General features: G+C 66.7%; 22 protein-coding genes. 12 read left to right on the forward strand and 10 right to left on the reverse strand.

What is annotated here, in order from left to right; genetic code table 11:
* Positions 1-5: 5 nt before the first annotated feature.
* Complete coding sequence (locus ACN22W_RS30710) at positions 6-770, reverse strand: SDR family oxidoreductase (RefSeq protein WP_419688311.1); 765 nt, start codon at positions 768-770, stop codon at positions 6-8.
* Positions 771-1168: 398 nt separating this feature from the next.
* On the opposite strand from ACN22W_RS30710, the gene ACN22W_RS30715 reads away from it, so the two are divergent.
* Positions 1169-1876: a YceH family protein gene (locus ACN22W_RS30715; RefSeq protein WP_048246139.1), complete on the forward strand. Its 708-nt coding sequence runs from the start codon at positions 1169-1171 to the stop codon at positions 1874-1876.
* A 74-nt stretch (positions 1877-1950) separates the two neighbouring features.
* Here ACN22W_RS30715 and ACN22W_RS30720 read toward each other — a convergent pair whose 3' ends face one another.
* The 3 genes from ACN22W_RS30720 to ACN22W_RS30730 all read right to left on the reverse strand — a co-directional run bounded on the left by ACN22W_RS30720 (position 1951) and on the right by ACN22W_RS30730 (position 3368).
* Positions 1951-2244: a hypothetical protein gene (locus ACN22W_RS30720; RefSeq protein ID WP_419688312.1), complete on the reverse strand. Its 294-nt coding sequence runs from the start codon at positions 2242-2244 to the stop codon at positions 1951-1953.
* Between the two features lie 118 nt (positions 2245-2362).
* Positions 2363-2785: a hypothetical protein gene (locus tag ACN22W_RS30725; RefSeq protein ID WP_419688313.1), complete on the reverse strand. Its 423-nt coding sequence runs from the start codon at positions 2783-2785 to the stop codon at positions 2363-2365.
* Between the two features lie 28 nt (positions 2786-2813).
* On the reverse strand, positions 2814-3368 hold the full coding sequence (locus ACN22W_RS30730; RefSeq protein ID WP_412023569.1) for a hypothetical protein: 555 nt from the start codon (positions 3366-3368) through the stop codon (positions 2814-2816).
* 390 nt (positions 3369-3758) lie between these two features.
* Here ACN22W_RS30730 and ACN22W_RS30735 point away from each other — a divergent pair, with 390 nt between their 5' ends.
* The 3 genes from ACN22W_RS30735 to ACN22W_RS30745 all read left to right on the forward strand — a co-directional run bounded on the left by ACN22W_RS30735 (position 3759) and on the right by ACN22W_RS30745 (position 6987).
* Positions 3759-5075 carry a lipase family protein gene (locus ACN22W_RS30735; RefSeq protein WP_419688314.1) on the forward strand — a complete coding sequence of 439 codons (1317 nt, stop codon included), beginning with the start codon at positions 3759-3761 and terminating at the stop codon, positions 5073-5075.
* Positions 5076-5265: 190 nt separating this feature from the next.
* On the forward strand, positions 5266-6396 hold the full coding sequence (locus tag ACN22W_RS30740) for a 3-deoxy-7-phosphoheptulonate synthase (protein ID WP_048246135.1): 1131 nt from the start codon (positions 5266-5268) through the stop codon (positions 6394-6396).
* Between the two features lie 162 nt (positions 6397-6558).
* Positions 6559-6987, forward strand: coding sequence for a PRC-barrel domain-containing protein (locus ACN22W_RS30745; RefSeq protein ID WP_193099578.1), 429 nt, complete (start codon positions 6559-6561; stop codon positions 6985-6987).
* Between the two features lie 217 nt (positions 6988-7204).
* On the opposite strand, the gene dapF is transcribed toward ACN22W_RS30745, so the two are convergent.
* Positions 7205-8035 (reverse strand): diaminopimelate epimerase, encoded by an 831-nt coding sequence (gene dapF, locus ACN22W_RS30750; RefSeq protein WP_419688315.1) that lies wholly within the window; start codon positions 8033-8035, stop codon positions 7205-7207.
* 237 nt (positions 8036-8272) lie between these two features.
* On the opposite strand from dapF, the gene ACN22W_RS30755 reads away from it, so the two are divergent.
* The 5 genes from ACN22W_RS30755 to trhA all read left to right on the forward strand — a co-directional run bounded on the left by ACN22W_RS30755 (position 8273) and on the right by trhA (position 14300).
* A complete protein-coding gene (locus tag ACN22W_RS30755) occupies positions 8273-9763 on the forward strand; it encodes an alanine/glycine:cation symporter family protein (protein ID WP_419688316.1) in 1491 nt (496 codons plus the stop codon).
* A 379-nt stretch (positions 9764-10142) separates the two neighbouring features.
* Positions 10143-11012 (forward strand): DUF6615 family protein, encoded by an 870-nt coding sequence (locus ACN22W_RS30760; protein WP_343491221.1) that lies wholly within the window; start codon positions 10143-10145, stop codon positions 11010-11012.
* A gap of 186 nt (positions 11013-11198) precedes the next feature.
* Positions 11199-13277 carry a carbon starvation CstA family protein gene (locus ACN22W_RS30765; protein ID WP_129516027.1) on the forward strand — a complete coding sequence of 693 codons (2079 nt, stop codon included), beginning with the start codon at positions 11199-11201 and terminating at the stop codon, positions 13275-13277.
* Between the two features lie 12 nt (positions 13278-13289).
* A complete protein-coding gene (locus ACN22W_RS30770; protein ID WP_129516026.1) occupies positions 13290-13496 on the forward strand; it encodes a YbdD/YjiX family protein in 207 nt (68 codons plus the stop codon).
* Positions 13497-13679: 183 nt separating this feature from the next.
* Positions 13680-14300, forward strand: a complete 621-nt coding sequence (gene trhA, locus ACN22W_RS30775; RefSeq protein ID WP_412023574.1) for a PAQR family membrane homeostasis protein TrhA — start codon at positions 13680-13682, stop codon at positions 14298-14300.
* A 59-nt stretch (positions 14301-14359) separates the two neighbouring features.
* Here trhA and ACN22W_RS30780 read toward each other — a convergent pair whose 3' ends face one another.
* The 3 genes from ACN22W_RS30780 to ACN22W_RS30790 all read right to left on the reverse strand — a co-directional run bounded on the left by ACN22W_RS30780 (position 14360) and on the right by ACN22W_RS30790 (position 17440).
* Positions 14360-15766, reverse strand: coding sequence for an MFS transporter (locus tag ACN22W_RS30780; RefSeq protein ID WP_419688317.1), 1407 nt, complete (start codon positions 15764-15766; stop codon positions 14360-14362).
* Positions 15763-16194 carry a nuclear transport factor 2 family protein gene (locus ACN22W_RS30785; protein WP_419688318.1) on the reverse strand — a complete coding sequence of 144 codons (432 nt, stop codon included), beginning with the start codon at positions 16192-16194 and terminating at the stop codon, positions 15763-15765. The genes ACN22W_RS30780 and ACN22W_RS30785 overlap by 4 nt, the downstream gene beginning before the upstream one ends.
* A 109-nt stretch (positions 16195-16303) precedes the next feature.
* Positions 16304-17440 (reverse strand): FAD-dependent oxidoreductase, encoded by a 1137-nt coding sequence (locus ACN22W_RS30790; protein ID WP_419688319.1) that lies wholly within the window; start codon positions 17438-17440, stop codon positions 16304-16306.
* 65 nt (positions 17441-17505) lie between these two features.
* Here ACN22W_RS30790 and ACN22W_RS30795 point away from each other — a divergent pair, with 65 nt between their 5' ends.
* A complete protein-coding gene (locus ACN22W_RS30795; RefSeq protein ID WP_419688320.1) occupies positions 17506-17970 on the forward strand; it encodes a MarR family winged helix-turn-helix transcriptional regulator in 465 nt (154 codons plus the stop codon).
* 51 nt (positions 17971-18021) lie between these two features.
* Here ACN22W_RS30795 and ACN22W_RS30800 read toward each other — a convergent pair whose 3' ends face one another.
* Positions 18022-18375 (reverse strand): DOPA 4,5-dioxygenase family protein, encoded by a 354-nt coding sequence (locus tag ACN22W_RS30800; protein WP_193099585.1) that lies wholly within the window; start codon positions 18373-18375, stop codon positions 18022-18024.
* A 129-nt stretch (positions 18376-18504) separates the two neighbouring features.
* Positions 18505-18753 (reverse strand): hypothetical protein, encoded by a 249-nt coding sequence (locus tag ACN22W_RS30805; protein WP_419688321.1) that lies wholly within the window; start codon positions 18751-18753, stop codon positions 18505-18507.
* A gap of 113 nt (positions 18754-18866) precedes the next feature.
* Between ACN22W_RS30805 and ACN22W_RS30810 the strand changes: the two genes are divergently transcribed.
* Positions 18867-19244 (forward strand): hypothetical protein, encoded by a 378-nt coding sequence (locus ACN22W_RS30810; RefSeq protein WP_419688322.1) that lies wholly within the window; start codon positions 18867-18869, stop codon positions 19242-19244.
* A 55-nt stretch (positions 19245-19299) separates the two neighbouring features.
* The gene (locus ACN22W_RS30815; RefSeq protein WP_419688323.1) at positions 19300-19788 is read left to right on the forward strand and encodes a hypothetical protein; all 489 of its coding nucleotides are present in this window, start codon (positions 19300-19302) and stop codon (positions 19786-19788) included.
* Positions 19789-19892 lie beyond the last annotated feature (104 nt).

Consider the following 19892-nt stretch of genomic DNA (forward strand, 5'->3'; position numbering starts at 1 on the left):
GTGGCTCAGTTGCCCGGCAGTTCCCGCACGTCGGTCGTCGGCACCGAGCCGAACGCATCGCTCAGCGCATAAGCGATCAGTTGTCGCGCGGCCGCCTCGGGCGTCGCGAGCGCGCCGCTCGACTTCAACTGGTCGAATTTGTCGCGCATCGGGAAGTTGTCGTCGCTGGTCGAGCGGATCGTCGCCTGCATGCCGGTGTCGACGACGCCCGGCGCGACGCTGCAGATCCGCAGCGCACGGTTCGCGTCGAGCGCGACCGCGCGGGCATGGTGATCGAGCGCGGCCTTGGTCGCGCAGTAGATGCTCCAGCCCGCATACGCGTTGCGCGCCGCGCCGCTCGACAGGTGCAGGATCCGGCATTCGGTCGTGGCGGCTGCCGCCTGCGCGAGCGCGGCCGACAACATCAGCGGCGCCGCGACGTTCAGGCCGACCGCGCGCGCGACGATCGCCGGGTCCTGCGCGGCGAGCGGGCCGATCGGGTCGACGATGCCCGCGTTGTTGAACAGCAGCACGATCGACGCGCCGTCGACGAAGTGGCGCAGCGTATCGCCTGCCAGCCAGGCCGCGACAGCCGATGCGTCCGACAGGTCGAGTTCGACTTCGGCGAAACGGTCGCCGGCTTGCGATGCGAGCGACGGATGGCGACTGCGCGACACGCCGAGCACGGCGACGCCTTCCAGCAGCAATTGTTCGGCGAGCGCTGCGCCGAGGCCGCGAGTATGTCCGGTGACGATGGCGCGCACGTGCGGCGCGGATGAGGATGCAGTCATGGCAGTGAACCGGTGAAGAGGTAAAGGGTGTCGACGCGCGGCGCGCATGCGCGGCGGCGGCGGTGCGTGCGGGACGGATGATGCGTGGTATGGGCGTGCGAAGTCGATCGCGCACGGCGCCGCGGATGTCCGGGTGAACGCGTATCGTAGCGCCGGCCCGCGCGTCGCGCAAACGCCGCCGTATGCGTGGAGGGCGATTCCGCGGTGCGGAGCACACGCATCGCCGTGCGGCGTGGGCAGCCGATACGTTGGACGAAAGCCGGATGCGGCAAGTGCGCGCGCCGGCGCGGCAAGCGGCGCCGGGCCGCGCGTCGCGAGCTATCATATGGCTCGCCCGTGCGCGATGCCGGACGGGCCGCGACTGTTTCCCTCCACCTGCTGCACGCTGCGACGCCATCATGAACACCACGCCGGATCTGCCCACGCCACGCGCCCTTCGCGAACTCACGCCTCTCGAGGCCCGCATTCTCGGTGTGCTCGTCGAGAAACAGCACACGGTGCCGGACACCTACCCGCTGTCGCTGAATGCGCTGACCGCGGGCTGCAACCAGAAAACCGCGCGCGCGCCGGTGATGAACGTCAGCGAGGATGAGGTCACGACCGCGCTCGACGGGCTGAAGCACCTGAGCCTCGTGATGGAGGGCAGCAGCAGCCGTGTGCCGCGTTTCGAGCACAACATGAACCGTGTGCTCGGCATCCCGAGCCAGGCGATCGCGCTGCTGACGATCCTGCTGCTGCGCGGCCCGCAGACGGCCGCCGAGCTGCGCCTGAACAGCGCGCGCCTGCACGGCTTCGCGGATATCTCGTCGGTCGAGGCCTTCCTCGACGAACTCGCGGCGCGCACGCAGGCGCTCGTCATCCGGCTGCCGCGCGCGCCGGGTGCACGCGAGAATCGCTGGATGCACCTGATGTGCGGCGAGGTGAACGTGGCCGATTTCGCGAGCGCGGATGCCGGCGGCGCGGACACCGTTCCGCCTTCCGAATTCGAGGCGCTGAAGGCCGAACAGAAGCGCCTCGCGGATGAAGTGGCGCGACTGAATGCGCTGGTTCAGCGGATGGCCAGCGAACTCGGCATCGACGTCGACGCGCCGGGCGACGCGTCCTGACGCAATGACCGCGGTGCGTGCGCATCGCGCGGTGTCGTTGCTGCGCGATGCGGATACCGCAACGCCCCGCCGCGTTACTTCAGCTTGACGCCCGGCACGAGATAACGCGCACCACCAGGCCTCAGGATCGGCGCGAGCGCCGCAAACGGCGTGTCGAGCTGCGGCCCGAGACACGTGCCCATCGCGTGGCCGATACCGGACACGGCGAACGACAGCTTGCCCAGTGCATCGAGTTCGAACGCAAGATACTGGGGAAACACGTCGGCGCACGACAGCGAATTGCCTTCGCCGTCCGTCGGCCGTTCGCCCGGCTCGGCCTTGTCACGCCGCTGCGCGATGAAGCGCGTCAGTGCGGCGCTCGTTTCCATGTTGCCGTCCTTGCCCGGCTGCCTTGCAGCGTTCCCTCGTAGACCGTGCGCGGCGCGGCCTCCGACCCACCCGCGCGCAGCGCAATCAGCACCCAGGCGACCCGGATCAGCGGGCGCATCACCAGCGGCACCCGGTCTGTTCGGATGCGTCGACATCCAGCGCCCTGCCGAACGCGGTTTTCTTGCCGGTGCGCGCATTGGTGTAGGTCATCGAATAGATGTTGGCGCCCTGGGACATCATTTCGTATCGCCCGTTGATCTTGCCGTCGACCATTTCGACCCAGGTTGTCGTGTACTGGTGCGGGCGGTCTTCGGCGAGCACTACGTCTTCCTCGTGCTCGATCACCAGCGGGAGGGCCGTTTTCGATTTCGTGTACCGGACCATGCCGCCCGACCATTTGACCGCATCGTCGTAGTAGGTGCGCATCTCGAAGCGCACGGGCTTGTCGCCATCGGTTGTGAAGCAGAGCACGTCGGTGGAAACCTTGGCGAGTGCCGGCAACGACATGCAGAGCAGTACGGCGGCGAGGGTTTTTTTCATGATGGTGTGTGAGCAATGAAGTGGCATTTCAACCGATGCTGATTCGCGTGGCGCCCGCATCGACGAGCCGGAACAGCAGATCCTCGACGGCCGTCTCGGGCGCGGAGCCGAGATCCGCGTTGACGCGCCACCCCTGTTCCGTGCGAACCGGTTCCGACAGGTAGTGAACGATGCCATGCAGCCCGTCTTCGGCCGGCGCGTTCTCGTCGTCGACATCGAACCACGCGAGGAACCACGTCTTGAATGCGTCGACTGCCGCGCTTTCGTCGAGACCGTCGGCCTCGATCGACGCCCAGTCCCATACGAACGGCTGGATCGACACGGCCGCCGTTTCGAGGTCGAACGCGAACGGCGCGAAATCCAGCTGCGTGGTCGAATCGACCATCGCGGGCCGGCCGGCTGCTTCGCCTTCGGCCGCGATGGTGTCGGCCCGGCACGGCAGCGCGAGCGGCCCTTCGGTGGCCAGCGTGCCGTCGTCCCGCCGGTAGGCCGGTTCGACGATCACCGCCGGTTGCGCAGCCGCTTTCGCGAGCAGGTCGACATAGGGTTGGCGGATGGCACGGAGCAGTTCGGATACGGTCATCGTGGTGTATCGGTTGAACAGGAAACGATCGGTCACAGGCGGGCGGTGCGTTGCGCGTCGGGCCGCTTCGGTACCGGACAGCCGTGATCGTACGGCACTTCGGCCGCGCACGGACAGTCGGCCGAACGGCCGGGGCGCCCGCATCGCGCGGTGGCGGATTTAGGCGTTTACCTTCAAACAACGGAAAACGCCCATCGAACGCGTTCTCGTTGTGCTTCAATTAATCCGGTTTGTAGTCCTACTAAAACGACATATTCAGGACAGGCCGGATTATTCATTCACAGGAGACATTCAATGGCTTGGAAACGGTTTTGAAGCGGCAATCACGATGGTCTGCAATACCGCCGAACTTCCTTCGATGAAAGCAGGTTATCCCAGGGGCCCCCACCCATGTCCTCCAAACGTTTCATGACCGTCGCGGCCGCCTTGTCCGCCGCGCTGGCCATCGCCGCACCGCCGGCCAGCGCCGGCGCGCCGACCGTGTCCGATCCGTTCTATGCGTACACCGGTTCGACGCCATTGGCATCGATTCCACCGGGCACCGTGCTCAAGACGCGTAACGTCACCTATCACGTGGCCGGCATTCCGACCGCGGTCACCGCGCAGCAGTTGCTGTATCGCACCAACAACGCGCAGAACCAGCCGGTCGTCAACGTGACGTCGGTGATCCGGAGCGCGGTCAGCAACGGCCAGGCCATCTCGTACCAGTCGGCCTACGATTCGCTGAACCCGTACGACGAGCCGTCGCAGGTGATCGCCGGCGACCGCGACGTGACCAAGGTCATCAACATCGGCACGTTGCTCTACAGCGCGGAATCGATTCCGCTGTCGACGCTGCTGCTGCTGGGCTACAACATCATCGTGCCCGATACGGAAGGGCAGACGGCGGACTTCGCTGCCGGCCCCGAATACGGGATGACGACGCTCGATTCGATCCGCGCGGCGCTCAACACGCCGTCGACCGGCCTGAATCCGTCGAGCAAGGTCGCGATGATCGGTTATTCCGGCGGCGCGATCGCGACGAACTGGGCCGCACAACTCGCGCCGAGCTACGCGCCCGACATCAACAAGCAGCTCGTCGGCGCGGCGGAAGGCGGCGTGCTGGTCGACCCCGCGCACAACCTGCGCTATGTCGACGGCAGCATCGTGTGGGGCGGCGTCGCGGCGGCCGCGCTCGCCGGGTTGGCGCGCGGCTACAACTTCGACCTGACGCCCTATCTCAGCGACACCGGCGTCGCCGTGTTCAAGGACATCCAGAATCAGTCGCTCGCTTACATCCTGCCGAAGTACACGGGGCTGCACTGGGCAACGCTGCTCAAGCCGCAATACGCGAACGACATCAACAGCATTCCGGTGTATGTGACGTACGCGAACAAGGTGAATGCCGGGCTGGCCGCGTCGCCGACGATCCCGATGTTTATCGGCCAGGGCACGGCCGGCGCGCTGGATGGCACCTTCAGTAGCCAGGTGGGCGACGGCGTGATGATGGCCTACGATGTGCGCGCCCTGGCGCAGAAGTTCTGCTCGAGCGGCGTGCCGGTCGTGTACACCGAATATCCGCTTGAACATGCCGGCGCGATCGTGCCGTGGGTGGCCGGCATGCTGCCCTGGCTTTACGACCGCTTCAACGGCAAGGCCGCGCCGAGCAATTGCTGGCTGACGGCGCTCCTGCCGAGCAATTCGCTGGCGCCCGAGACGCTGCACTAGCCGCGACGGGCAACACGGCGAATGGCCGGGCGATCCTCCGCGGGTCGCCCTTTTTCGTTCCACCTTTTGACGCCGGTCGCGTTGCCGTGACCGTGGCCGCCTGCCTTCCCCCGCCGCAAGCCTCTGCTGTCTCTCCCGGGTGCCATAATCGAGCCTGCACATCATTCCAGACGTCCCCCGGAGAAACACCATGCAGAACCTCGACAATCCTTCCCACGATCGCGAGGTAGGCAGCGCCGACGCGACGCAGGACACCACGCGCATCGACGACGTCCGCATCGGCGCCGTGCGACCGTTGATTTCGCCGGCGCTGCTGCTGGACGAGCTGCCGGTGCCGGCCGCCACGCAGACGCTCGTCGAGGATACGCGCCGCGCGATCGGCGACATCCTGCACGGCCGCGACGACCGGCTGCTGCTCGTCGTCGGCCCGTGTTCGATCCACGATCACGATCAGGCGCTCGACTACGCACGCCGCCTGAAGGCCGCCGCCGATGCGCTGAAGGACGACCTGCTGATTACGATGCGCGTCTACTTCGAGAAGCCGCGCACGACGGTCGGCTGGAAGGGCTACATCAACGATCCGCGCCTCGACGGCAGCTTCCGCATCAACGAAGGGCTGCGCGCCGCGCGGCAACTGCTGCTCGACATCAACGCGCTCGGCCTGCCGGCCTCGACCGAGTTCCTCGACCTGCTGAGCCCGCAGTACATCGCCGACCTGATCGCGTGGGGCGCGATCGGCGCGCGCACGACCGAGAGCCAGAGCCACCGCCAGCTCGCGTCGGGCCTGAGCTGCCCGATCGGCTTCAAGAACGGCACCGACGGCGGCGTGCAGGTCGCATCGGACGCGATCGTCGCCGCGGCCGCGAGCCATGCGTTCATGGGGATGACGAAGATGGGGATGGCCGCGATCTTCGAGACGCGCGGCAACGACGACGCGCACGTGATCCTGCGCGGCGGCAAGAACGGCCCGAATTACGACGCCGAACATGTCGAGGCGTGCTGCGCGGTGTTGCGCAAGGCCGGGTTGCGCGAGCAGGTGATGGTCGACTGCTCGCACGCGAACTCGAACAAGTCGCACGAGCGGCAGATCGACGTCGGGCAGGATCTCGCGCGGCAACTGTCGCAGGGCGAGCACCGGATCGTCGGCGTGATGGTCGAGAGCCATCTCGAGGCCGGGCGCCAGGACCTGAAGCCGGGTGTGCCGCTGCAGTACGGCGTGTCGATCACCGATGCATGCCTGAGCTGGACGCAGACGGAGCCGGTGCTGGATGTGCTGGCGGAGGCGGTGCGGCATCGTCGCGTGTATTCGCGCAACGCGTGACGGGGCTGCGTCAGCTCGTTCGATGCAGCGTTGCGCGAGTGGCGCTAACATGGCCGGTGCGATGCGTTGCACGCGGGCCAGGTACGGGGCGCGCGACGCATGCACGGAGGCGGCGAGGCCGGCCGCCGATACCGACAACAATTCACCGGAGTGCATCACAGCATGCCTTTCTACAAAACCCTCATCGCAGCAACCGTCCTCGCATCGAGCGTCAGCGCACACGCGCAGATCGCCGGCGCACAGCCGCTCAGCGTGACCGTCGAACAATCGCAGGCGCTGCTCGAAGGCTGGAGCGTGAAGAAGAGCGTGCTCGGCAAGGCCGTCTACAACGACCAGAACCAGAAGGTCGGCACCGTGCGCGACCTGATCGTCGCGCCGGACGGCTCGGTGTCGGCGGCGATCGTGTCGGCCGGCGGTTTCCTCGGCGTGGCCGCACATGACGTCGCGGTGCCGATCGCGTCGCTCGATGTGCGCAACGGCAACATCTACCTGCCGGGCGCGACGAAGGATGCGCTGAAGGCAACGCCCGCGTTCCAGTACGCGAAGGTGCCGTCGCCGCCGAAGCCGAAGAAGCTCGACGACAAGCACTGATCGCCGATGCATGGCAACCCGGCGCGCCGCGCCGGGTCTGACGAACCGCGGGCCGTCGATGACCCCGCGAGTTTGCGTGAACGTCGGAGGCCCGGCGCCGCATCATGGCGCCGAACGCCTCGCCTCGCCTCGACGATCGATGACGATGCCGCTGCGCATCGCGCGCCTGCCGGTGTGGTGATTCGCCCCATGCCGCGAATGCCGCACATGCCGGCGATCAGGTCTCCGACCGTTCCCCGTCTACCCACACCGCGCTGAACCCGAACGCGACCGGCCCGCTCAGGAACACGCTGCCTGCGCCGTCCCATTGAACGGTGACGTCGCCGCCGTCGCATTCGACCCGCACCGTTGCGTCGAGCAGTCCGCGCCGGATGCCGTTGACCACCGCGCCGCACGAACACGATCCCGAACCGAGCGGCACGCCGCCGCCGCGCTCCCAGATGCGCAGGCGGATATGCGTGCGGCTGACGACCCGCACGAAATGCACGTTGGTTTTCAGCGGAAACAGCGGATGCGTTTCGATCGCCGGGCCGAGCGCCTCGACGTCGATCGTATCGGGATCGTCGACGAAGAACGTGCAGTGCGGATTGCCCATGTTGCACGCGGCCGGTGCGCCCGGTAGCGGGAGGGCGAGCGTGTCGACGGCTTCGGCGACGGGCACATCCTGCCAGCCGACCCGCGGCACGCCCATCTCGACCGTGATCAGCCCGTGCGCATCGTGCGAGCAGAGCAGGCGCCCGCGATTCGTGCGCAGCACGACCGACGCCGCGCCGGTTTCCCGCATCAGCTTCCATGCGACGCCGCGCGTCGCGCTGCCGCACGTATCGAGCGTCGAGCCGTCCGGGTTCCAGAATGCGACGCGGGCCGCCGCATCGTCGCAGTCCGACAGCACCGCGAGCTGGTTGAAGCCGATGCCGTTATGCCGGTCGCCCATGCGTCGGACGAGGTCGCGGTCGATTGTGAGCGCTTGCTCCTGATCCTGGCCGCGCAGGTCGACGATGACGAAGTCGTCGCCATTCGCGTTCATCTTCTGAAATCGGATCGGCATGGCGGTTCCGGAGTCGATGCAGGCGAACACTGTACGTGGCTTGCCGGAGCCGATCAATCGACGCGGCTCGGGAATGCCGCGCTGCTTGGGGCTCACCCCGATTCCGAAGCGAACCGTAAGACATGTAATATAAATGAAAGATTCGTTTCGGATCTGTCCGCTGTCGGCTATCCCGTGCGTTCGCGTAGCGGATCCGACCCCCGCCACGCGTCACCCGGTTCTCAACAGAAACGCCTTATGGAACAACTCGTCGATTCAATCAACGGTGTCATCTGGAGCCCCGCGCTCATCTTTCTCTGTCTGGCCGCGGGGCTGTACTTCTCGCTGCGCACGCGCTTCGCGCAGGTTCGCCACTTCATCGAGATGTTGCGCCTGATGCGCGGCAGCAAGGCATCGGCCGAAGGCGTGTCGTCGTTCCAGGCGCTCGCGCTGTCGCTGTCGGGGCGCGTCGGCACGGGCAACATCGCGGGTGTCGCGACGGCCATCACGTTCGGCGGTCCCGGCGCGATGTTCTGGATGTGGCTGGTCGCGTTCCTGGGCGCGAGCACCGCGTTTGTCGAATCGACGCTGTCACAGATCTACAAGGTGCGGCGCGAAGGCCAGTATCGCGGCGGCCCCGCGTATTACATCGAGAAGGGGCTCGGCATCCGCTGGTACGCGGTGGCGTTCGCGATCGCCACCGTGCTCGCGTGCGGGCTGCTGCTGCCCGGTGTGCAGGCGAACGGGATCTCGTCCGCGATCGAGAATTCGTTCGGCATCGCGAAGCCCGTCACCGGCGCGGTGCTCGTGCTGCTGCTCGGCCTCATCATCTTCGGCGGCGTGAAGCGGATCGCGCGCGTCGCGGAAATCGTCGTGCCGTTCATGGCGCTCGGCTACATCCTGATCGCGTGCGTCGTGATCGCGCTCGACATCGAACGGCTGCCGGGCGTCGTCGCGCTGGTGTTCGAGAGTGCGTTCGGCTTCCAGGCCGGCTTTGGCGCGGTGCTCGGGATGGCGATCCAGTGGGGCGTGAAGCGCGGCGTCTATTCGAACGAGGCGGGGCAGGGCACGGGCCCGCACGCGTCGGCGGCCGCCGAAGTGAAACACCCGGCGCAGCAGGGGCTCGTGCAGGCGTTCTCCGTCTACGTCGATACGCTGTTCGTGTGTTCGGCGACGGGCTTCATGATCCTCATCACGGGCGCCTACAACGTGGTCGCACCGAACGGCCGCGCGCTGTTCTCGGGCGCGGCCGGCATCGAGGCGGGCCCCGGTTATACGCAGATGGCCGTCGAATCGGTGCTGCCCGGCTTCGGCGCGGCATTCGTCGCGATGGCGCTGTTCTTCTTCGCGTTCACGACCATCCTCGCGTACTACTACATCGCGGAGACCAACGTCGCGTACCTGAGCCGCGCGCGCAGCAGCGCCGCCGGCACCTTCGTGCTGCGCGCGGTGATCCTGCTCGCGACGCTGTACGGCGCCGTCAAGAGCGCAAGCGTCGTGTGGGCGCTCGGCGACATCGGCGTCGGGTTGATGGCGTGGCTGAACATCGTCGCGATCCTGCTGCTGCAGAAGCCGGCGCTCAAGGCGCTGCGCGACTACGAGGCGCAGAAGCGCGCGGGGCGCGAGCCGTCGTTCGATCCGGCCGCGCTCGGGATCGCGAACGCGACGTTCTGGGAGAAGCGGGGGGCAGGGCAGGACGCGCGCGACGGTCGGGCAGCGACCGTCGAGGTGTCGGAACGGCAGTCGTAGGTCCGCATAGCGCGGACACGGGCCAACCGCGGGGGCGGTTGTGCACGTTGCGATATCGATTCATGCGAAACGGCCGGCACATCTGTTGCCGGCCGTTTCTCATTTCGCCGGGCCGCCAAGCCGGGGCGTTTCTTTTCCGTTCCATACGAACGACGTAACCGCGCCTACGCAAGATCGGCGTGTCTGAAAACAGCGCGCTCGATTCATTGCTTTTTTCCGATAACGAGATACGATAAAACGCCATCGATATTGATCCGATCGGATTGCGGGGCTGGCGGGGCGCCTCTCGTCGATTTGAAAGCGAGCGGAAATGATTGGGCCGGTTCGTGGAAAACCGTGCGGCGCGGACAACAATTCAATAATTGAAAAACAAGACCTCATGCTATCAAGACACTTCGAAGATCTCTCCGAGGGCGTATGGGACCGGCTGGCCGATTCGCTCGCGCTGAACATTTCACAAGGTGAAGAAACCATTACGGACAATCTTCTCCTGGATCTCGCGCGGCTCAAACATCCCGGTCTGTCGATGATCAAGACGCCCAAAAACCTCGAATCGGATAAAGGCACCGATTGGGAGTGGTGGATCGGCAATGATAATGACGGTTGGCTCAGATATGCGGTCCAGGCCAAGAAGCTGAATCTCCACGAGCTTCGATACGACACGCTTCGTCACGTCATCCCCGGAAAGCCGGCGGAATTCGATGTATCCGGGAATCTTGTGTCCGCCGCGGTGGCGCCCGCGCTTCAGCACGACGTGCTCAGAGACTACGCAACGGGAAACGGTGCCATTCCGCTGTATGCGTTTTACAACCACGCCATGTATCCGGATTACCAGGATTACTGGCAATGCCCGAATCCGCTTCGGTACAAACTGCTCGGAATATCGGTCACGCCGCTGTCGGTGGTCCAGCACGCGCTGGCGACGCGCGGAGAGCGTTCATTCGAGCGAATGCATGAAAAGCCGCAGACCATTCCGATCAGATGCCTGCTCGAATGCCCGAGGATAGCCGCGATATATCGTGGCGACGCAGACGCGTCGTTCGAGAAGTTCGGTGTTGAGGCACACGTTTACGGACGAGAGGACCTGCCGGTGCTCGACTTCGATGCGATAGCGCCGGACATGCCGCGCGATTACGCGCTCGGTGCGTTCCCTGCCCATGTGTATAACCACGACATCGCGATCTATCCGAAGCGAATCATGTTTGTGAATACGCGTCGATTCGACGATCAGCACATTGGTCGCAAATGACGGGGCTACGTAATTCTACGTAGCCCCGCGTACGTAGTTATCCGCTTGTAAGCCGCCCCCGTCGCACGGAATACTACGGCCCATCGCCCCGGCCTTAGCGAGGCCGCGGCGCGACGCATCGACGTCACGCGTGTGCGGCCACTTCGCCGCATGCCATCTAAAACACATTGGAGACCAGGAGACGCCATGAATCGGGCTTCCAGCACCTTGCTCTGGATCGCAGTCGCGCTGCTCGGCGCGTTCTCGTTCGGAACGATCGCACTCGCGCACGGCGAGCGCGTCAGTGCCCTCTGGATCGTGATCGCCGCAGTCTGCGTATATCTGATCGCGTATCGCTTCTACAGCCGTTTCATCGCCAGCAAGGTGATGCAGCTCGACGGGCTGCGGATGACGCCGGCGGTCAAGTACAACGACGGCCTCGACTACGTGCCGACCAACAAGTACGTGCTGTTCGGCCATCACTTTGCCGCGATCGCCGGCGCGGGGCCGCTCGTCGGGCCCGTGCTCGCCGCGCAGATGGGCTACACGCCCGGCATGCTGTGGATCCTGGCCGGCGTCGTGTTCGCCGGTGCGGTGCAGGACTTCATCGTGCTGTTCATCTCGACGCGCCGCGACGGCCGCTCGCTCGGCGACCTCGTCAAGATGGAGCTCGGCACGGTGCCCGGCGTGATCGCGCTGTTCGGCGCGTTCCTGATCATGGTGATCATCCTCGCGGTGCTCGCGCTGATCGTCGTGAAGGCGCTGACCAATTCGCCGTGGGGCACGTTCACCGTCGCCGCGACGATTCCGATCGCGCTGTTCATGGGCGTCTATACGCGCTACATCCGTCCGGGCCGCATCGGCGAAGTGTCGGTCATCGGCTTCTTCGGGCTGATGGCGGCGATCGCGTTCGGCCAGAACGTGGCCGCGTCGCCGACGCTCGCCGCGTGGTTCACGTTCAGCGGCACGCAACTCACGTGGATCCTGATCGGCTACGGTTTCGTCGCGTCGGTGCTGCCGGTGTGGCTGCTGCTCGCGCCGCGCGACTACCTGTCGACGTTCCTGAAGATCGGCACGATCCTCGGTCTCGCGATCGGCATCCTGGTCGTCGCGCCGGAACTGAAGATGCCCGCGCTGACGAAGTTCGTCGACGGCACGGGCCCGGTGTGGGCCGGCAACCTGTTCCCGTTCCTGTTCATCACGATCGCGTGCGGCGCGGTGTCGGGCTTCCACGCGCTGATCTCGTCGGGTACGACGCCGAAGCTGATCGACAACGAAACCAACGCGCGCTTCATCGGTTACGGCGCGATGCTGATGGAGTCGTTCGTCGCGATCATGGCGCTGGTCGCCGCGTGCGTGATCGAGCCGGGCATCTACTTCGCGATGAACGCGCCGGCCGCCGTGCTCGGCTCGACGCCGGAAGCCGTCGCGAACACCGTCACGCAATGGGGCTTCGTGCTGACGCCGGACATGCTGACGCAAACCGCGAAGGCCGTCGGCGAAACGACGATCATCGCGCGCGCGGGCGGCGCGCCGACGCTGGCCGTCGGCATGGCGCACATCCTGCACCAGGTGATCGGCGGCGAAGCGATGATGGCGTTCTGGTATCACTTCGCGATCCTGTTCGAGGCGCTGTTCATCCTGACGGCGGTCGACGCCGGCACGCGCGCAGGCCGCTTCATGCTGCAGGACCTGCTCGGCACGTTCCACCCGGCGCTCAAGCGCACCGAGTCGCTGCCCGCGAACCTGGTCGCCACCGCGCTGTGCGTGGCCGCGTGGGGCTACTTCCTGTATCAGGGCGTGGTCGATCCGCTCGGCGGCATCAACACGCTGTGGCCGTTGTTCGGCATCTCGAACCAGATGCTCGCCGCGATCGCGCTGGTGCTCGGCACCGTCGTGCTGTTCAAGATGAAGCGCGAGCGTTATGCATGGGTGACGATGGTGCCGACGGCGTGGCTGCTGATCTGCACGCTGACGGCCGGCTGGCAGAAGATTTTCGACGCGAACCCGAAGGTCAGCTTCCTCGCGCACGCCGCGAAGCTGCAGGCCGCGGTGGACGAAGGCAAGGTGCTTGCGCCGGCGAAGTCGATCGCGCAGATGAAGCGGATCATCTTCAACGACTACATCGATGCGGCGCTGGCCGGGCTGTTCATCTTCGTCGTCGTGAGTATCGCGGTGTACGGCGTGATCGCCGTGCTGCGCGCGCGCCGCGAGTCGAAGCCGACCGTGCGCGAGACGCCGTACGAAGCGATGCCGGCCGCGCAGGCGCTCGGCAGCGGACGTTAAGGGGAGGCCGCGATGTTCAGCGATCTTGGCGGCGACCTGCGCAACGCGGGGCGTTACCTCGGGCAGGCGTTGCGGCTGATGGTCGGCCTGCCCGACTACGACACCTACGTCGCGCACATGCGCGCGACCCATCCGGACCGCGAGCCGATGACGTACGAGGAATTTTTCCGCGAACGTCAGAATGCGCGGTACGGATCGGGAGCCGGGAAGTGTTGCTGAACCGGGCCGGTGAAACGGTTCGGTGATCGATAAGGAAGCGCCGCGATGGATTTCGCGGCGCTTTTTCTTTGGGGGCGGGCGGCGCGCATCGTCGCGCCGTTTGCCGGCGCGCAGCACGGCACATTCCGGCCGCCGGTATCATAAGGGTTCATTTTTCCCGATGGACCCGCAGGAGAACACGTCGTGCATGTCGGTGAGCGTTTCAACAGCATTTCCCATCTCGTCGGCGCGGTGCTGTCGGTGGCAGGCCTCGTGGCGCTCGTGACGATGGGCGCGCTCGAAGGCGATCCGTACAAGGTGGTGAGCTTCAGCGTGTACGGCGCGATGCTGATCCTGCTCTATGCGATCTCGACGCTGTATCACAGCGTGCGCAATCCGCGCCTGAAAGCGATCCTGCAGAAATGCGACCATTCGGCGATCTACCTGCTGATCGCCGGCAGCTACACGCCGTTTACGCTGGTCACGCTGCGCGGCCCGTGGGGCTGGTCGCTGTTCGGTGTGAGCTGGGGGCTGGCCGTGCTCGGCATCGTGCAGGAACTGACGCTCGGGCGGCGCACGCGCCTGCTGTCGATGATCCTGTACGTGCTGATGGGCTGGCTGGCGCTCGTCGCGGTGCGCCCGCTGATCCACGCATTGCCGCCGGTGGGCACCGCGTGGCTCGTCGCCGGCGGCGTCATCTACAGCGCGGGGATCTACTTCTTCATCAACGACGAACGCATCCGCCACGGGCACGGCATCTGGCACCTTTTCGTGCTGGCCGGCAGCCTGTGCCAGTTCGTCAGCGTCGCGATGTATGTCGCGTGAGCGAAGCGCGGCGTTGACTCCGTGACGCGGTTCAACGGGCGTGTCTGCCGAAGCATCCGCTAACGGCGCGCGGCGGTCCGCAGGCGCACGGCCGGTTCGCCGGTTGCCGGCGTCGCCCGCGCCGCGATCCACCATATTGCCGCGGCGAGTGCCGACAATCCGGTCGCCATGGCCAGCGCCGCCCGCATCGCGGCCGGAAACGGCTGCAGTGTCGCGATGCACGCGCCGAAGATCGCCACACCGAGCGCCGACCCGCTCTGCCGCGCCGCGTTCAGCGCGGCCGCCGCAATGCCGGCGCGGCGCCGGTCGACGGTCCCGAGCGCCGGCGACGTCGCGGCCGGCGAGATGAATCCCGATGCGAAGCCGATCGCCAGCATCGGCGCGACGGCGAGCCACGCAGGCGTGGTCGCACCCACGCCCGTCATGCCGAGCGCGCCGGCCGCATAGAGCCCGAACGCCGCGCACATCGTGCCGCGTGCGCCGAAGCGCGCCACGAGCCGGCCCGAGCACAGCCCGCCGAGCGCGACCATCGCGGTCATCGGCAGGAACGCGAGCCCGGTGTCGAGCGGGCTCGCGCCGCGAATCTGCCGATAGAACAGGCTGAGCACGAACAGCAAGCCGTAGAACACGAACGCCGACACCATCGACACGAACGTCGACCCCGCGAACAGCCGGTTGCGGAAGAACGCAAGCGGCAGCATCGGCTCGCGGCGCCGCGCTTCGATCGCGATGAATGCGATCCACGCAGCGAGGCTCGTCACGGCGCCGCCGACGATCGGTGCCGAGCGCCAGCCGAGCGACGGGCCTTCGATCAGCGTGCCGATCAGCGCCGCGATCGCGACGATGCCCGCTGCCTGACCGCTCCAGTCGAAATGCCGCGATGCGTCGACGGCGGCGCGCGTGATCGTGCGGCCGAGCCAGATGCCGGCGAGCCCGAGCGGCAGGTTCACGAAGAAGATGCTGCGCCACCCGAACAGATGGATCAGCAGGCCGCCGATCAGCGGGCCCGACGCCATCGCGATGCCGCCGCAGCCCATCCAGATGCTGATCGCCGACGTACGCGCGGCCGGTTCGGGGAACGCGCGGTTGATCAGCGCGAGCGAGCAGGGCACCAGCATCGCGCTGCCGACGCCTTGCAGCGCGCGGGCGATTGCGAGCGCCGGGAGGGTCGGCGCGACGCCGCACAGCACCGACGCGGCGACGAATACGGCCAGCCCCGCGACATAGACGGTGCGGTCGCCGAGCCGGTCGCCGAGCGTGCCGCCCGTCATCAGCAGGCTGGCGAACGCGAGCGTGTACGCGTTCACGATCCACTGCAGGCCGGCCACGCGGCTGCCGAACGTGTGCGCGATGTCGGTGAGCCCGACGTTGACGATGGACGCGTCGAGCAGCACGAGCGTGTAGCTCACGCAGGTCGCGGCGAGCACGCGACGGGCCACGGCCCGGTTCGGCACGGCGGCCGTCATGCGCGGTCGGGCGCCGGCGTGGCGGCCTGCAGCGCGAGAAAACCGACCCATCCCCAATACACGCGATGATGGATGATCAACCCGTCGCGGAGATCCATCACCTCGACGAGATCGACCTGGTCGCCTTCCGGCGTTTCGCGCGGATATTCCCACGTGAGCTGGCGGCCGTTCGAGAAGAACAATCCGGTCCGGTACCAGCGTCCGAGCTTGTTGCCCGGATTGCGCAGGCCGGCCGCGAAGAATGCGCCGATCGCGGCCTTGCCGTGCAGCACGCCGGAGCCGTGCGCGGGCAGCGCGACGACGACGAGCGGCGTTTCGAGCAACGCGTCGTCGGCATACAGCGACATCAGCGCGTCGAGGTCGCGTGCGACGACGGCGGCGTGCCAGCCTTCATGGATGCGCCGGGCATCGGCGTCGGTGTGTGTCATGGCGGGTTCCCTGCGGCGTCGATAACGGAACCCACTGTATGGGCGCGGCGCCGCGGGACGTTTCACGTCAGCCCGAAACGTGGATGTCGACGCGCGGCGCGCGTGCTGCTCAAGCCGCGTGCAGGTCGCGGTACCGCGCGAGGGTCAGTGCCTCGGCATCGTGCGAAAGCTGGGTCGCGGCGGCATCGGCGGCCTCCCGCGCCGATTCGGTCACGCGCGCGAACATCCGCTGCTCGAAGGCGGCAACGGCCGCGTCGCGGTCGGCATCGGCGATGAGGCCGGCCGCGAGTTCGGCCGCGTCGCGCATCGCGTTGTTCACGCCTTCGCCGCCGAACGGCGACATCACGTGGGCGGCGTCGCCGATCAGCGTGACGCCGCGGCGATGCGCCCAGCAGTGACCGACCGGCAGCGCGAAGATCGGTCGCTCGGCAAAGCGGTCGCCGCTGGCGCGGAACAGGTCGTGGATGGTGTCGGCGAAGCCGTCGAATTCGGCGATCAGCGCGGTGCGCATCGCATCGGGTGCCGCGAAGTCGAAACGCCGCGCGACCCAGTCGAGCGGCACGCGAAAGATCGCATAACCACGCACGTGCGCATGCCCGTTGCGTTGCGCGATGATCGCCTTGCCGTTGCCGTGCACGCCGATCTTGCCGCGGCCGACGAGCCGCGACAGCGCGGGATGTTGCCGATCGATGTCGTCGATGCCGAATTCGATGAACGTGAGGCCGCTGTACTGCGGTTGATACGGCGACAGCAACGGACGGATGCGCGACCACGCGCCGTCGGCGCCGACCACGAGATCGAACGGGCCTTCCGTCCCGTGCTCGAACGCCAGCATCGCCCGCCCGTCGGGCAGCAAGCCGACGTCGCGCACCGTGCGGCCCCATTGCACGCAGCCCGGCGGCAATGCGTCGAGCAGCAGCGCGCGCAACGCGGTCCGGTCGACCTCGGGCCGGTTGCCGCCCGCGCCGTCGTCTTCGAACAGCACACGGCCCGCGCGATCGAGCAGGCGCGAGCCCTGATCCTCGTAGCGCGCGACGGCCAGGAACGCGTCGGTCAGGCCGGCCTGCTCGAGCGCCAGCAGGCCCGACGCCTCGTGCAGGTCCAGCGTGCCGCCCTGCGGGCGCTCGAGCGGGTGGGCGTCGCGTTCGTACACGATCGCGTCGATTCCGCCCAGCGTCAGCAGACGGGCGAGCGTCAGGCCGCCGGGCCCGCCCCCGACGATGGCAACACGAAAGCGCGTATTCATGGTTCGCTCACGATCTGATAACATAGGTGCCTATATAAAAACATAGCCTCCTATGGAATGTCAACATGAGCGACGCTGACACGAAGACGAATCCGTTGCCGCTGGTCGGCATCACTTACCGGCTGTTCACGCGCGTGGTCGACCGGCCGCTGCGCGACCTGGGCTTCGCGGTGAGCCAGTTGCCGGTGCTGGTGTCGTTGAAGAAGGCGGGTGCGCTGTCGCAGACGGAACTCGCGCGGCGCGCGCAGGTCGAGCAGCCGAGCATGGCGCAGTTGCTGAACCGGATGGAGCGCGATGGTCTCGTGCTGCGGGTGCCCGATCCGGACGACCGGCGCAGCCGGCTGATTTCGCTGACCGATTCGGCGTCGAAGGGGCTCGCCAGCGGGCGGGCCGTGATGGAAGGTGCGAGTGAACAGGCGCTCGCGGGGTTGAGCGACGCGGAGCGCGATCAGCTCGCGGCGTTGCTCGGACGCGTGAATGCGAATCTCGAACGGATGGTCGGCAACGTGCGCACGAATGACATCGAGTGATCGCTGGCGGCGGTTGCATCGCCGTCGCCGAAAACCGTTTTTCTCCGGCGCTTATCCGGCCAGCGCATCGAGATTCAACGCATACGACTTCCCGATCCATACCGCGCAGTCGCGATGGTCGCCCAGATCGTCGCCGGTATTCGGATGCAGGAAGATATCGAGCGCGCCGTGGTTCAGCACGAGCCACGGCACGATCTCGTCGAATCGGGCGGCGTCGAACGCGATCTGGTACGACCATGCCGGATGCGGGCCGACGGGGCGTTCGTGAAAGCGGCCGAGCTCGATGACCGCGCCGAACCGTTCGTCGACGACCTGGCGAAACGCCCAGGCCGCGTCGCGGCTGGCCGCATCGAAATAAACGTGCGCGTGCCAACTGTCGATGGCGGTGGTGTCGAGGGCAGCCATGGAAGGACTCGATAAAAAAGGGGAATGCATGAGGCGCCGTGCGAAACGGCCGATGCGTGATTATCGCGCGTCCTTGCCGCGTGCGTCGTGTCGCAATCCGGCAATCCGAAACGAATGATTTGTCCTGTATCAGAAGAACGATTTATCCGATGTAACCGTACCCGTGATATCCGCATGCGCGATATCACGCCGGAAGCCGCGCCGGCAGGTGCGCTGGCCGGCGCGGCACAGGCAACACGTCATTTCGGAAATTGAAAAAGCGGTGTGCGCGCCGCTTCGGATCGCCGGAAAAAATGCGATCAGGGTGTTGAATGAAATAGAGAAATTCCAGTTCGGCGGGATTGGCGAATCACGCGGCTCGCGTACCGAATGACGCACCCGAAATTATCAATTGCAGAATCGGCTATTCAACCGGAATGCGGCGCGACATACGATGGTTTCAACGCATCGACGCCCACGATCGATGCGGGGACAACCATCTGGAGGCCATTATGCGATCCCTCGTTCCCGTTGCCGTGCTTTCCTGCGCACTCGTTGCGCTGCCCGCCGTCAGCTTTGCGCAGTCGGCCGGTGCCGACTGGACACCGAATGCCGCGCGGCTGAACTGGTCGGCGGCGCGCGCCGAAACCGATGCGCAACTGATGCAGATGACGCGTGCCGGCTATCGCGCGACGACGGCGGGCAACCAGGACTATCCGCTCGCGATGCAGCGTGCGCTCGAGCGTGTCCGGAATCCGGAGCCCGACCGGTCGCGCGAGGAGCGGGCCGCGATGGAAGCGCGCGCCGCGCGCGACGCGCAGGGCGGCCATCCGGTCAAGGCGTTCTTCGTGAAGACCGCGTACTACCTGAAGGGCGAGAACACGTTCTGATGCAGGAGACGAGCATGCGTTGCCAGATCCGATTCGCCGCAAGCGGGCGCGACTCATGAAGGCCACCCGGAAAAACCGTCGCCACGTGCCGCTGACGCGCGAGTGGCTGTTGCCGTTGCCGCCCGCGCATGTACGCGACATCTCGCTGAAATGCCACATGGCGCTCGTCGCGCTGCGCGGCGAGCACGGCAACGAGGCGCTGCTGATGCGCTTGCGCACCAGCGTCTATCTGGTGTTCCTGGCGCTCGACGATGCGGTGTGCCCGGAGGTGAGCATCGACCTGTGCGTCGACGCGGAGCGCGCGCTCGATGCGAGCGTGGCACGCGCGGCGCAAAGCGGCGCATGGGCGCTGCGCGACGACGAGTGCACGGTGCTCGAACGCGTGCTCGCGGCAAACGACACCTGCGTCGCGACGCTCACGCGGCATCGGCTGGCCGAGCTGTGGGGTCACGTCTGCACGTTCGCGTCGAGCGGCCAGCCGGCGCTCGTGGCGGGCGCGGCGGAGAAGATGCGCCCGCCCGCGGCCGAATCGCTGGCCGCGTAGCGTCGCGCCGGTTTCGCAGGGAGGATGGAGGAGACAGGGCCAGCCGCACCGGCGCGGCCGATGTAATCGCGTGTCTTCGGCGCTTGCACGGCCGTCGCGGCAAC

It is taken from the genome of Burkholderia theae, from assembly GCF_048565265.1.
In the GTDB taxonomy this organism is placed as follows: domain Bacteria; phylum Pseudomonadota; class Gammaproteobacteria; order Burkholderiales; family Burkholderiaceae; genus Burkholderia; species Burkholderia theae.

Bases quoted from the DNA above. Each gene is read 5' to 3' on its own strand.
- ACN22W_RS30765 (WP_129516027.1), top strand. From the start codon at position 11,199: ATGAATCGGGCTTCCAGCACCTTGCTCTGGATCGCAGTCGCGCTGCTC.
- ACN22W_RS30730 (WP_412023569.1), bottom strand. From the start codon at position 3,368: ATGACCGTATCCGAACTGCTCCGTGCCATCCGCCAACCCTATGTCGAC.
- ACN22W_RS30735 (WP_419688314.1), top strand. From the start codon at position 3,759: ATGTCCTCCAAACGTTTCATGACCGTCGCGGCCGCCTTGTCCGCCGCG.
- ACN22W_RS30770 (WP_129516026.1), top strand. From the start codon at position 13,290: ATGTTCAGCGATCTTGGCGGCGACCTGCGCAACGCGGGGCGTTACCTC.
- ACN22W_RS30780 (WP_419688317.1), bottom strand. From the start codon at position 15,766: ATGACGGCCGCCGTGCCGAACCGGGCCGTGGCCCGTCGCGTGCTCGCC.
- ACN22W_RS30755 (WP_419688316.1), top strand. From the start codon at position 8,273: ATGGAACAACTCGTCGATTCAATCAACGGTGTCATCTGGAGCCCCGCG.
- ACN22W_RS30725 (WP_419688313.1), bottom strand. From the start codon at position 2,785: ATGAAAAAAACCCTCGCCGCCGTACTGCTCTGCATGTCGTTGCCGGCA.
- ACN22W_RS30785 (WP_419688318.1), bottom strand. From the start codon at position 16,194: ATGACACACACCGACGCCGATGCCCGGCGCATCCATGAAGGCTGGCAC.
- ACN22W_RS30815 (WP_419688323.1), top strand. From the start codon at position 19,300: ATGAAGGCCACCCGGAAAAACCGTCGCCACGTGCCGCTGACGCGCGAG.
- ACN22W_RS30795 (WP_419688320.1), top strand. From the start codon at position 17,506: ATGAGCGACGCTGACACGAAGACGAATCCGTTGCCGCTGGTCGGCATC.
- ACN22W_RS30745 (WP_193099578.1), top strand. From the start codon at position 6,559: ATGCCTTTCTACAAAACCCTCATCGCAGCAACCGTCCTCGCATCGAGC.
- ACN22W_RS30715 (WP_048246139.1), top strand. From the start codon at position 1,169: ATGAACACCACGCCGGATCTGCCCACGCCACGCGCCCTTCGCGAACTC.
- ACN22W_RS30740 (WP_048246135.1), top strand. From the start codon at position 5,266: ATGCAGAACCTCGACAATCCTTCCCACGATCGCGAGGTAGGCAGCGCC.
- ACN22W_RS30710 (WP_419688311.1), bottom strand. From the start codon at position 770: ATGACTGCATCCTCATCCGCGCCGCACGTGCGCGCCATCGTCACCGGA.
- ACN22W_RS30760 (WP_343491221.1), top strand. From the start codon at position 10,143: ATGCTATCAAGACACTTCGAAGATCTCTCCGAGGGCGTATGGGACCGG.
- ACN22W_RS30810 (WP_419688322.1), top strand. From the start codon at position 18,867: ATGCGATCCCTCGTTCCCGTTGCCGTGCTTTCCTGCGCACTCGTTGCG.
- ACN22W_RS30800 (WP_193099585.1), bottom strand. From the start codon at position 18,375: ATGGCTGCCCTCGACACCACCGCCATCGACAGTTGGCACGCGCACGTT.
- dapF (WP_419688315.1), bottom strand. From the start codon at position 8,035: ATGCCGATCCGATTTCAGAAGATGAACGCGAATGGCGACGACTTCGTC.
- ACN22W_RS30790 (WP_419688319.1), bottom strand. From the start codon at position 17,440: ATGAATACGCGCTTTCGTGTTGCCATCGTCGGGGGCGGGCCCGGCGGC.
- ACN22W_RS30720 (WP_419688312.1), bottom strand. From the start codon at position 2,244: ATGGAAACGAGCGCCGCACTGACGCGCTTCATCGCGCAGCGGCGTGAC.